The organism is Butyribacter sp. (assembly GCF_056818865.1).
The window spans coordinates 27,290-40,027 of sequence record NZ_DBLYGC010000004.1 but is presented as its reverse complement, the minus strand read 5'-3'; the positions used below and the strand labels follow the sequence as shown (position 1 = coordinate 40,027).

9 protein-coding genes are annotated in these 12,738 nt (G+C 38.2%); all 9 read left to right on the top strand.

Annotated elements, in window-relative coordinates; all coding sequences use genetic code 11:
• Position 1: 1 nt before the first annotated feature.
• The 9 genes from whiA to flgM all read left to right on the top strand — a co-directional run bounded on the left by whiA (position 2) and on the right by flgM (position 12,716).
• Entirely contained in the window at positions 2–961 is a 960-nt protein-coding gene (gene whiA, locus ACZLXV_RS02800; RefSeq protein WP_482382436.1) for a DNA-binding protein WhiA, read from the top strand.
• Between the two features lie 37 nt (positions 962–998).
• Positions 999–1,259, top strand: coding sequence for an HPr family phosphocarrier protein (locus ACZLXV_RS02795; RefSeq protein WP_022015187.1), 261 nt, complete (start codon positions 999–1,001; stop codon positions 1,257–1,259).
• A gap of 148 nt (positions 1,260–1,407) precedes the next feature.
• Complete coding sequence (locus ACZLXV_RS02790; protein WP_482382435.1) at positions 1,408–4,875, top strand: DNA polymerase III subunit alpha; 3,468 nt, start codon at positions 1,408–1,410, stop codon at positions 4,873–4,875.
• Positions 4,876–5,015: 140 nt separating this feature from the next.
• Positions 5,016–5,993 (top strand): 6-phosphofructokinase, encoded by a 978-nt coding sequence (gene pfkA / locus ACZLXV_RS02785; protein WP_022225280.1) that lies wholly within the window; start codon positions 5,016–5,018, stop codon positions 5,991–5,993.
• Positions 5,994–6,033: 40 nt separating this feature from the next.
• On the top strand, positions 6,034–6,357 hold the full coding sequence (locus ACZLXV_RS02780) for a hypothetical protein (protein ID WP_022225281.1): 324 nt from the start codon (positions 6,034–6,036) through the stop codon (positions 6,355–6,357).
• A 138-nt stretch (positions 6,358–6,495) separates the two neighbouring features.
• A complete protein-coding gene (locus ACZLXV_RS02775; RefSeq protein WP_482382434.1) occupies positions 6,496–8,427 on the top strand; it encodes a DNA gyrase/topoisomerase IV subunit B in 1,932 nt (643 codons plus the stop codon).
• A 15-nt stretch (positions 8,428–8,442) separates the two neighbouring features.
• Positions 8,443–10,695 carry a DNA gyrase/topoisomerase IV subunit A gene (locus tag ACZLXV_RS02770; RefSeq protein ID WP_482382433.1) on the top strand — a complete coding sequence of 751 codons (2,253 nt, stop codon included), beginning with the start codon at positions 8,443–8,445 and terminating at the stop codon, positions 10,693–10,695.
• A gap of 266 nt (positions 10,696–10,961) precedes the next feature.
• The gene (locus ACZLXV_RS02765) at positions 10,962–12,230 is read left to right on the top strand and encodes a diaminopimelate decarboxylase (RefSeq protein WP_482382432.1); all 1,269 of its coding nucleotides are present in this window, start codon (positions 10,962–10,964) and stop codon (positions 12,228–12,230) included.
• Positions 12,231–12,437: 207 nt separating this feature from the next.
• Positions 12,438–12,716: a flagellar biosynthesis anti-sigma factor FlgM gene (gene flgM, locus ACZLXV_RS02760; RefSeq protein WP_367336161.1), complete on the top strand. Its 279-nt coding sequence runs from the start codon at positions 12,438–12,440 to the stop codon at positions 12,714–12,716.
• The last annotated feature ends 22 nt before the right edge of the window (positions 12,717–12,738 follow it).

Genomic DNA, 12,738 nt, shown 5'->3' with positions numbered 1-12,738 from the left:
CATGTCATTTGCAAGTGATGTAAAAGAAGAAATAGGAAAACAGACAGACAGGGGAAGGCATTGTCAGATAGCACAGTTTGCGATAATATTTGCACTTACGGGACATATAAAAAAAGATTTTAAAAATGATAATTATATTGAAATGCGAACAGAGAACTTGACAGTTGCAAAGAAATCTTATATGTTATTAAAGTGTATGTTTGATACTTCACCTGAGGTAATGATACGAACACATAATCTTCAGGTTCAGTCAAAAAATTATTTTATATGTATAAAAGACAGCGCACTTGTAATAGAAGTGTTAAAGACCATAAAACTGTTGAGTGATGAAAATCAATGGGGTGATTTTGGAACGGTAAATAAGCTTATAGTACAAAATATGTGCTGCAAGCGTGCATTCCTTCGAGGAGCATTTATGGTAGCTGGTTCGGTGACGAATCCTGAAAAGGGATATCATCTTGAAATAGCTGTTCTTTCAGCAAAACTTGCAGAGCAGTTAAAAGAGGAAATGAGTGCTTTTGACATTGATGCAAAAATTGTTGAGAGAAAAAAATATCAGGTTGTTTATATAAAAGAAGGAGCGCAGATAGTCGATTTTTTAAATGTCATAGGGGCGCATATGGCACTTATGGAATTTGAAAATGTCCGTATTGTCAAAGAAGTGCGGAATTCCGTAAACAGACAGGTGAATTGTGAGACAGCAAATATAACAAAGATAGTAAATACTGCCGCCAGGCAGATAGAAGATATTAAGTATATTCAATGTAATATGGGGTTTGGTACGTTATCAGACGGATTGAGAGAGATTGCCGAACTAAGACTTGAGTATCCTGACAGTTCACTGCAGGAGCTTGGGAAAATGTTAGACAATCCCATAAGCAAATCCGGTGTTAACCATCGTTTGAAAAAACTAAGCAATATTGCAAATGAGCTCAGACAGGAAAAAGAGGGTATCAGTTGAGAGACTGAATACGATGTCTGACAAAAGGAGGAACAACATGATTACAAAAAAAATTCAAATTCAGCTTCAGAATGGGTTGGAGGCAAGACCTGTAGCAGTATTAGTTCAGGTTGCAAGCCAGTACAACAGCAGCATCTATGTTGAGTGTGATGACAGAAAAGTAAACGCAAAAAGTATCATGGGTATGATGACACTTGGACTTACAGCAGGTGAGGAAGTTGTAGTTTCAGCAAATGGAGATGACGAACAGACAGCTATGGATGATATTGTAAAGTATTTAAGCACAGCCAATGCATAGATAGATATTGCCTGAAATAAAAAATGAAAGCAGACGGTTACATTATATGATGCAGTCTGCTTTTTGTTTTTTGAAAAACTATTTAATTATAAATTATAACAGTTTCGTTATTATGTAGCTGCATTTAAAGAAGAGGAGGCCGGTGTATATGAGTTTTACACATCTTCATGTCCATACACAGTATTCTTTGTTGGACGGTTCATGCAAGATAAATGAGATTGTAAACAGAGCAAAAGAACTTGGAATGAAAAATCTTGCGATTACAGACCATGGAAATATGTACGGTGTCATAGACTTTTATAGAGCATGTAAGGCGGCGGATATAAATCCTGTAATAGGCTGTGAAGTGTATGTGGCACCGGGGTCAAGGTTTGATAAGAAAAATGAAAAGGGTGAAGGAAGATATAACCATCTTGTTCTGCTTGCGGAAAATGATAAGGGTTACGCAAATCTTATGAAGATTGTTTCAAGAGGATTTACGGAAGGCTTTTACTACAAACCGAGAGTAGATTATGAAGTACTTGAGCAGTTTCATGAAGGAATTATTGCGCTTAGTGCATGTCTTGCCGGAATTGTGGCAACGAATCTCAGACAGGGATTTTATGACGAAGCAAAAAAAGAAGCTCTAAGACTGAGAGATATATTCGGAGAAAATAATTTTTTTCTTGAACTTCAGGATCACGGAATATCAGACCAGACAACTGTAAATCAGGGACTGCTCAGAATGAGCCAGGAGACTGGAATTGAACTTGTTGCGACAAACGATGTACATTACATAATGGCTGATGATGCCAAGGCACACGATATTTTGCTTTGTATCCAGACACAGAAAAAAGTTACCGATGAGGACAGAATGAGATATGACGGGGGTCAGTATTACCTCAAATCGGAAGATGAGATGAAAAGTCTTTTTCCGTATGCACTGGAAGCATTGGAAAATACGGAAAAAGTTGCAGACAGATGTCATGTTGAGATTGAGTTTGGCAACTATAAACTGCCGCATTATGATGTGCCTGACGGATATACGGCATGGGAATATCTGAACAAGCTTTGTAATGAGGGACTTATAAGAAGATATGGCAAGCCTGACAAGTCACTTAAGGAAAGGCTTGAATATGAGCTTGAGACAATTCATACCATGGGATTTGTTGATTATTTCCTTATTGTATGGGACTTTATTAAATATGCGAGGGACAATGGCATAAGCGTCGGACCGGGACGAGGTTCAGCAGCCGGAAGTGTTGTGTCGTATACGCTTGGGATTACAAATATAGACCCGTTAAGGTATGACCTTCTCTTTGAAAGATTTTTGAACCCTGAACGAGTGACAATGCCTGATATAGATATAGATTTCTGTTATGAAAGACGTCCTGAGGTCATAAAATATGTAATGGATAAATATGGAAGAAATCATGTGGTTCAGATTGTAACATTCGGAACTATGGCAGCAAGAAATGCAATAAGAGATGTCGGAAGAGCACTTGATCTGCCACTCAGTTTTGTGGATATGGTTGCAAAAGCGATTCCTATGGAACTTGGAATTACAATAGAAAAGGCATTGAAGGAAAATCCTGAATTAAAAGCACTTTATGACAGTGATGAGCAGGCGGAAAATCTTATTGATATGTCAATGCGTCTCGAAGGACTTCCACGTCATACATCAATGCATGCGGCAGGGGTTTTGATAAGCCCTGAGGCGGTAGATGAATATGTGCCGCTTTCGAGAGCTTCTGACGGAACGATAACAACGCAGTACACGATGACAACACTTGAGGAACTTGGTCTGTTAAAGATGGATTTCCTTGGACTTAGAACACTTACCGTTATACAGAATGCGGCACACATGGCAGGGCTTGCCGATGATACCATGATGGATATTGATTATGACGATAAAAAAGTGTTTGAAATGATAGGAACAGGAAAGACAGAGGGGGTATTTCAGCTTGAAAGTCCCGGCATGAGACAGTTCATGAAAGAATTAAAGCCTCAGAACATGGAAGATGTTATTGCCGGAATTTCACTCTACCGTCCGGGACCTATGGACTTTATTCCCAAATATATAGCAGGAAAGAACAACAGAGACAGTATAGTTTACGACTGCCCGCAGCTTGAACCGATACTTGCACCTACATATGGCTGTATTGTATATCAGGAGCAGGTAATGCAGATAGTAAGAAACCTTGCCGGATACAGTTTTGGACGAAGTGACCTTGTACGCCGTGCCATGGCTAAAAAGAAAACAAAAGTCATGGAGGCAGAGCGTAAAAACTTTGTTTATGGAAATGAAGCTGAGGGAGTAAAGGGATGCGTAGCAAACGGAATAGATGAAGCTGTTGCAAATAAAATCTATGATGAGATGATTGATTTTGCAAAATATGCTTTCAACAAATCACATGCGGCGGCGTATGCGGTAGTATCTTATCAGACAGCATACTTAAAATGTTATTATCCCGTTGAATTTATGGCGGCACTTCTCACGTCCGTAAAAGACAATACGACAAAAGTCATATCATACATTATGAGCAGCAAAAGCCTTGGTATAGACATTCTTCCACCTGATGTAAATGAGGGATACAGCAGATTTCATGTGGCAGGTGGCGCAATACGATTTGGAATGTCGGCAATAAAAGGTGTAGGCGAACCGGTTATCGAGGCTATAGTAGCCGAAAGAAAACGTGGAGGAAAATTTGAATCCATGTATGATTTCATGAAACGTCTTACATCAAAAGAAATAAACAGACATACAATAGAGAATTTTATAAAAGCAGGAGCACTTGATTCGATGCCGGGAAACCGCCGTCAGAAAATGATGGTGTACGACTCGATGCTTGACAGTGTAAACAGAGAGAAAAAAGATGCAATCGCAGGACAGATGTCACTCTTTGATATGGGCGATGAAGAACTCGACAAGGCAAATGAGATAAAATATCCGGACATTGAAGAATTTGGCAAAGAGGAACTTCTTGGATTTGAAAAGGAAGTTCTGGGTATATATATAAGTGGACATCCTTTAAACGATTATACGGAGCTGATGGATAAAAACTGCACAAGGTCATCACTCGATTTTATGGTATCGGAAGACGAGGATAATTCATCGGCAAAAGTCGCAGACGGAGAAAGTGTTGTTATCGGTGGCATGCTTTCGGATAAGAAAGTGAAAGTCACAAAAAAAACAAATAAACTTATGGCATATATTCAGATTGAGGACCTTTATGGAACAGTTGAAGTCACAATTTTTCCTAGAGATTATGAGAGACTTAAACCGCTTCTTGAGGATGATGCAAAAGTATTTGTAAAGGGAAGGGCACAAAACAGCGAGAACGGTGCGGCAAAACTTATATGCCAGGATATAATACCTTTCGACATGATACCGTGTGAATTGTGGATACGATTTGAGGATTTGGATGAGTTTGCTTCAAAAGAGCAGGAATTATATAAAAATCTGCTTCCGTATGACGGAAAAGATATGGTATGTATCTATGCCGCAAAGGAAAAACAGATAAAAAGACTTCCAAGAAGCAGAGGTGTAGATGCAAGAAGACTGGTTAGAGATGAAAACTTTAAATTTATGCCGAAAGAGGCACTTGCAATTCGTGAAAAGAGTATTGAAAAATAATCAAATTTGCCGTAAAATTATATTGGATAAATGAGAATAAGTCATAGTAAATTTTATGTAAAAATACTTATTGTACTATACTTATTGTTTCGGAAAATTTATACTAACGTTTTTATTTTACGATACTTAAGGAGGACATTATGAGTAATGCTGTTAAGACTATTGGTGTGCTGACAAGCGGTGGAGATGCACCGGGAATGAACGCTGCTATAAGAGCAGTTGTCCGTACAGGAATTTCAAACGGACTTAATGTTAAAGGAATCAGAAGAGGATATGCAGGCCTTTTAGAGGAAGATATCATTGATATGAACAATCTTTCTGTATCAGACATCATTCAGACAGGAGGAACAATCCTTTATACTGCTAGATGTCTTGAATTTAAAAAGAAAGAATATCAGCAGAAGGCAGCAGAAATCTGCCGTAAGCATGGTATTGACGGTATAGTAGTTATCGGTGGTGACGGTTCGTTCAACGGAGCGAGCAGACTTTCGGAACAGGGAATAAACACGATAGGAGTACCGGGAACCATTGACCTTGATATAGCCTGTACAGAGTATACTATAGGATTTGATACAGCTATAAATACAGCTATGGAAGCTATTGACAAACTTAGAGATACATCTGAATCCCATGAGCGCTGTAGTGTCGTTGAGGTTATGGGACGTACAGCAGGTCACATTGCTCTTTGGACCGGTATTGCGAGTGGTGCAGAATATATTCTTACTACTGAGAAATATCACGGAGATATTCAGAGAATTATTTCAAAAATTCAGGACAGAAGAAAACTCGGCAAGAAAAATCATATTATAGTAAATGCCGAGGGAGTTGGAAACTCAGCAGAAATGGCTAAGATTATTGAGGTAGCAACAGGCGTTGAGACAAGAGCGACAATTCTTGGACATATTCAGCGTGGTGGAAACCCTACATGTAAAGACAGAGTATTTGCATCAGCAATGGGTACTATGGCTGTTGAACTTTTATGTGAGGGAAAGAGCAATAGAGTTGTAGGATATAAAGAGGGAGAATTTGTTGATTTTGATATTCAGGAAGCACTCTCAATGTCAAAAGATTTGGACCCATATTTATTCCATATTACTCATAAACTTACAACAAGATAATAAACAAATTCAAATAGAATAGAAGGAGGTAAGTTTGTCTATGAAGAAACTTTTTAAATTTGCTGCGGGTGTGGCAGCGATTGCGGGAGCAGCATGTGGTGCTGTTTACTGTCTTAAAAAATTCTGCGGAATCGACCTTTTAAAGAGAGATGAGGACTTTGATGACTTCGATGAAGAATTTGATGACGATTTCGATGATGATTTTGATGATGAAGACGAAGATGACGATGAAGCAGAAGACGCTGAGCCGTCAAATGATGATGAAGCAGGTGACAGGGAATATGTGACACTTGACATGGAAAGTGAAGATACATCAGATGACAGTGAAAAGGCATCAGAGGATGATGAAAAATCAGATGAATAAAAGAAAGTCTTTTGACATATGATTCAAAAAATCTGTGTGGATAAATCATGCCACGCAGATTTTTTTGCATTTTTTTTTTATTTCTGTTATAATGGCAAATATTTGTTCGTATAAAATTATAGGAGGTTGCATGATATAATGAGCGAGTATACAGGAAAAGAGATAGTGATACTTGAGGGGCTTGAAGCGGTAAGAAAAAGACCGGGAATGTATATAGGTTCTACAGGTTCGAGGGGACTTCATCATCTGATATGGGAAATACTTGACAATAGCATAGATGAACATCTTGCCGGATTTTGTGATGAGATACATATTACAATGCGAGGAGACGGGGGTATATGTATAGAGGATAATGGACGAGGTGTTCCCGTAGATATACATCCTACAAAAAAAGTATCGACGGTGCGTGTGGTTTATACGATACTTCATGCAGGAGGAAAGTTTGGAAATTCTGCATACAAAGTATCAGGAGGGTTGCACGGTGTAGGTTCATCGGTTGTTAATGCACTCTCAACGCATATGATAGTTGAAGTAAAAAGAGGCGGATTTGTATACAGAGATGAGTACAGAGATGGAGGTCATCCTGTAGTTGAGCTGAAAAAGGGCGCGCTTGAGCCGGTAGGAAAATGTGCAAAATCAGCGACAGGAACAAAAGTTACATTTTATCCGGATGCCGAGATATTTGAGACAATACATTTTAAAGCAGAAGTTATAAAGAAAAAACTTAAAGAGATAGCATACCTTAATAAAAATCTTAAGCTTATATTTAAAAATGAAAACGACGGAGAAGAGCAGACATACCTTGAAGAACATGGTATAAAAAGCTTTGTATCTTACATAAACAGAGATGCACATGTACTTCATAAAGAGCCGATTTATTTTGAGGGATCAAGCGGTGATATAGAAGTGGAAGTTGCCCTTCAATATACGACGAATTTTACAGAGCAGATAAATCCATACTGCAACAGAATAAATGTGGTAGATGGAGGAACACTTGTAACAGGATTCAAGATGGCACTTACCAGAGTTATGAATCAATATGCGAGAGAACTCGGAGTGTTAAAAGACAAAGATGAAAATTTTGACGGTAAAGATATAAGAAACGGACTTGTTGCAATTATTTCAATAAAGCATCCAGACCCGCAGTTTGAGGGTCAGACAAAGACAAAACTTGGAAATACCGATGCCAAAACGGCAGTAGATGAGGTCGTGACAACAGAGATACAGCGTTATCTTGACAAAAATATCAATGTGCTTCAGGCAATCCTTGACAATTCAGTGAAAAGCTACAATGCAAGAAAGGCAAGTGACAAAGCAAGAAATACGGTATTAAAGCAGTTAAATGATGTAGATACAAAGAGCAAACTGGCGGCATGTACATCGAAAAATCCTGAAGAGTGTGAGGTATATATAGTCGAGGGAGATTCAGCCGGAGGTACAGTAAAGACAGCAAGAAACAGAAAAACACAGGCTGTTCTGCCGCTGAGGGGAAAAATACTGAATGTAGAGAAAGCATCACTTGAAAAGATTTTATTGAACAATGAGATAAAATCAATGATTGCTGCGTTCGGATGTGGTATAGGTGATGAATTTGATATAAGTAAATTGAGATATGATAAGATTATCATTCTTACCGATGCCGATGTTGATGGGGCACACATAAGCACATTGCTGCTCACATTTTTCTATCGTTTTATGCCGGAACTTATTTATTCAGGTAAAATATACAGAGGACTTCCGCCACTTTACAAAGTAGATTATGAAGCACTTGACAAAAAAACGAAAAAGAAACAATCAGAGTATGTATTTAATGATTTTGAACTTGAAAAGTTTAGAAAAAATAAGAACAATAAAATAATAAGCATACAGCGTTATAAAGGTCTTGGCGAGATGGACGCATCACAGCTCTGGGAGACGACACTTGACCCAGAGAGCAGACTGCTTGCACAGATAAACATAAGTGACGGTGTAGATGCAGACGATGTAACGACAACACTTATGAGCAGTAATGTGCCTCCGAGACGCCAGTTTATAATGGAAGAAGCACAGTATGCAAATCTGGATATATAAGAAATGGGGATTAGAATGAAAACGAAGGAACAATCGATTATACAGCTTGATTTCTCCGAGGAAATGAGAAATTCATATAGAGATTATGCAATGAGTGTTATTATTGCAAGGGCACTTCCTGATGTAAGGGATGGATTAAAGCCTGTTCAGAGAAGAATACTTTATGCTATGGATGAACTCGGACTTGCACCGGATAAACCACACAGAAAAAGTGCACGTATAGTAGGTGATACTATGGGTAAGTATCATCCTCACGGTGACAGTTCCATCTATGATGCGCTTGTGCATATGACGGAAGATTATTCACTTTCACTGCCGCTTGTTGACGGACATGGAAATTTTGGCTCAATAGACGGTGACGGTGCGGCAGCTATGCGTTATACAGAGGCAAGACTTTCAAAACCGGCAATGACAATGCTTGAAAATCTTGATAAGGGGCTTGTACCATTTGGACCAAACTTTGACGAGAGTGAAAAGGAGCCGCTTGTACTTCCGGCAACACTTCCAAATCTCCTTATAAACGGAACAACAGGAATTGCGGTAGGAATGGCGACAAATATGCCGCCGCACAATCCGGGAGAAGTGATAGACGGAGTTATTGCATATATGGATAATCCTGAGATTTCTACAAAAGGACTTATGAAATATATAAAGGGACCTGATTTTCCGACGGGTGCTTCAGTGACAAATTCAGATGATTTGTTTGAAATTTATGATACAGGTGAGGGAAAAATAAAGCTGCGTGCAAAAGCAGAGATAGAAGCGGGCACAAACGGAAGAAAAAATATCGTGGTAACGGAAATTCCATATACAGTAGCAGGAAACAAAACAAAACTGCTTGAAAATCTTGTATCATTATCAAAGGATAAAGTGTTTGATGAGATATATGATGTGCGTGACGAATCGTCAAAGGAAGGAATAAGAATAGTAGTAGAAGTAAAAAAAGACAGAAACGCAGAAAATCTTTTGAACGGACTCTATCAAAAAACATCACTTGAAGATACATACGGCGTAAATATGCTTGCCGTAAAAGATAAGCAGCCGATTACATTTACACTCAAAGGGCTTGTACAGGAATTTGTGGAGTTTCAGGAGGAACTCTACACAAAAGAGTACGAGCATCTTTTGGAAAAAGCGAAAGCAAGACTTGAGATAGTAGCAGGACTTATAAAAGCGACAGATGTAATTGATCTTATTATAGAAATACTTCGAGGAAGTGATTCGGTAAAACAGGCTAAGAACTGTCTCATAAACGGAGTGACAACGGATATTAAATTCAAGTCGCAGAAGTCTAAGAATGCGGCAGCAAAACTTGATTTTACAAAAAATCAGGCAGATGCGATACTCGCAATGCCGCTCAGCAAATTGATAGGACTGGAACTTTTAAAACTTCATCAGGAGAACGATTCGCTGCTTGCAAATATAGAAGAGTACAATGGAATACTTGGAAATATAAATGAACTTCACAAAGTTATAAAGGCAAGACTTAAAAATTATAAAAAACAGTTTGGCAGAGGAAGACGCACACTGATTACAAATCTTGATGCAGGAAAGTATGTCGAGGAAGTAAAAGAAGAAAATCTTTATGTGCTTATTGACAGATTTGGTTATTGCAAGTCAGTAGACGAGTCAAGTTATTCGAGAATATCCGAAGAATCGTTAAATGAATATACACATAAAATACAGATAAGGAATACAGACAAGTTATGTGTATTTACCAGAAACGGATTTATGCATCAAATAAAAATGAATGCGATACCGAAAGGGAGAAACAGAGATAAAGGTGTACTTATACAATCACTGTGTAAACTGGGTGACGATGAGGCACTCACATATATAGCATTTGAAGATTTATTTAATTCACAGCTTTTGTTTGTGACAAAAAACGGTCTTGTGAAACTTGTATCAGGCGTAGAATTTGAAACAAACCGTTCAATGATAAATTCAACAAAACTTGACGATGGGGATGAACTCATAAAAGTACGCCCACTCACCGATGAAGAATCAATATCAGAAGACAGCAGTGTGGTCATCATAACACATAAAGAAGCATCACTGCGTTTTCCACTCTCTCAGGTAAATGAACTCAAAAAAGCCAGCAAGGGAGTAAAGGGAATAACCATGGCAGCAGAGGATTATGCATGGTGTGCAGAAGCAGTATCAAAAGAAACGGAGACAATTGAACACGACGGAAAGAGATTTATGGTTAAGAAGATAAAGACACGCAAGCGAAATGATAAAGCGACAAAAACTAAGATAAGGATGTAAGTTTTTTTGGGTGAGGAAAATTAACTGTTGGTTTATTTAAAATCTTGTGGTACTGTCAAGAGCGTTTATGTGATATGTTTTAAATATTTCTCCGGTTAGGGTATTGAAACCTTATTTTATTTTTGATAACATAAGTGAGGTATAACTTTTATAAAAAATAAAAATTGTATCAGGTTAAAACAAAAATGACCTTGAATATACAAAAGCAGACACGAACGGAATCGTCTGATTTACAGGGAGACTGCTTTAAGAAAGGACGACACAACATGAAAAAGACACCATTTGTAACAAAAGAACAGATTGAAGAAATTGCAAAGACATATCCTACACCTTTTCATATATATGATGAGAAGGGAATTAGAGAAAATGCACGCAGACTTAAAAAAGCATTCTCATGGAACAAAGGCTATCGTGAGTATTTTGCCGTAAAGGCAACACCAAATCCTTTTATACTTAAACTTCTTCAGGAGGAAGGATGCGGAGTGGACTGCTCATCACTTACAGAGCTTATGATGTCAGAGGCATGTGGATTTAGCAATAATGATATCATGTTCTCTTCAAATGTTACACCGGCAGCTGAATATAAGAAAGCAAAAGAGCTCGGTGCATATATAAATCTTGATGATATTACACATATAGATTTTCTTGATGAAGTAGCAGGAATACCAGAAACAATCTGCTGCCGTTACAATCCGGGCGGAGTATTCAAGATGGGAACAGACATTATGGACAACCCGGGAGATGCCAAATACGGTATGACAAAAGAGCAGATGATAGAGGCGTTTAAGAGACTCAAAACAATGGGAGCCAAATATTTTGGAATCCATTCATTCCTCGCAAGCAATACAGTAAGCAATGAATATTATCCTACACTTGCAGGCATCCTCTTTGAACTTGCAGTAGAGCTCAAAGAAAAGACAGGTGTTGAGATTAAATTTATCAATCTCTCAGGCGGAGTAGGAATTCCGTATACAGAGGACAAAGAGCCGAACGATATAGCAGTTATCGGTGAGGGTGTACACAAGAAGTTCGATGAGATTATGGTTCCGGCAGGAATGGGAGATGTAGCGATATTTACAGAACTTGGACGTTTCATGCTTGCACCATACGGAGGACTTGTAACAAAAGCAATTCATGAGAAACATATCTATAAAGAGTATATAGGAGTGGATGCGTGTGCAGTAAACCTTATGCGTCCGGCAATGTACGGAGCATATCATCACATTACCGTACTCGGCAAGGAAAATGAGCCGTGTGACCACAAATATGATGTAACAGGTTCACTTTGTGAAAACAATGACAAATTTGCAATTGATCGTATGCTTCCAAAGATTGACATGGGAGACTATCTCTTTATTCATGATACAGGAGCACACGGATTTGCCATGGGTTACAACTACAACGGCAAGTTAAAGTCAGCAGAGCTTCTTCTCAAAGAGGACGGAAGTGTTCAGATGATAAGAAGAGCAGAGACACCTAAGGATTATTTTGCAACATTTGACTTCTGCGATATACTTAAAGATGTTAAATACTAATACAGCGAAAATTATATCAATTATTAATTGTACCAGAAATAGTAAATGATAAAAATTGTTCAAATTGCATAAAAACAAAGAGAGACACCGATAAAATTTGTCGGTGTCTTTTTTGTTTTATAGCTGTTTTCAGGTAAAGTTTTCTTTACGAAAGACCGATAAATAATATGAAAAAGCATTTATAAGATTTAAACAGGTGGTGATTATATGAGAATTGATGCATTAAATCAGGTAAGCCAGTTGTATCAGGCAAACAAACCTAAAAAGGTTTCAAAAGGCAAAGAGAACGATACAGCAGATAAGTTTGAAATATCACAGTCAGCAAAGGATTATCAGGTGGCAAAAGCAGCAGTCAGCGAATCATCTGACATAAGAGAAGAAAAGGTGGCTGAACTTAAAGAAGCTGTAGCGAGTGGTACTTATAATGTATCAGCAGCAGAGATTGCCGATAAGATGGTAAGCAGATATTTTGATTCAATTTTTTAAATAAGCCGGGGGCATTAGATGT

Bases quoted from the DNA above. Each gene is read 5' to 3' on its own strand.
- pfkA (WP_022225280.1), top strand. From the start codon at position 5,016: ATGAGTAATGCTGTTAAGACTATTGGTGTGCTGACAAGCGGTGGAGAT.
- ACZLXV_RS02775 (WP_482382434.1), top strand. From the start codon at position 6,496: ATGAGCGAGTATACAGGAAAAGAGATAGTGATACTTGAGGGGCTTGAA.
- ACZLXV_RS02790 (WP_482382435.1), top strand. From the start codon at position 1,408: ATGAGTTTTACACATCTTCATGTCCATACACAGTATTCTTTGTTGGAC.
- ACZLXV_RS02780 (WP_022225281.1), top strand. From the start codon at position 6,034: ATGAAGAAACTTTTTAAATTTGCTGCGGGTGTGGCAGCGATTGCGGGA.
- whiA (WP_482382436.1), top strand. From the start codon at position 2: ATGTCATTTGCAAGTGATGTAAAAGAAGAAATAGGAAAACAGACAGAC.
- ACZLXV_RS02795 (WP_022015187.1), top strand. From the start codon at position 999: ATGATTACAAAAAAAATTCAAATTCAGCTTCAGAATGGGTTGGAGGCA.
- ACZLXV_RS02770 (WP_482382433.1), top strand. From the start codon at position 8,443: ATGAAAACGAAGGAACAATCGATTATACAGCTTGATTTCTCCGAGGAA.
- ACZLXV_RS02765 (WP_482382432.1), top strand. From the start codon at position 10,962: ATGAAAAAGACACCATTTGTAACAAAAGAACAGATTGAAGAAATTGCA.
- flgM (WP_367336161.1), top strand. From the start codon at position 12,438: ATGAGAATTGATGCATTAAATCAGGTAAGCCAGTTGTATCAGGCAAAC.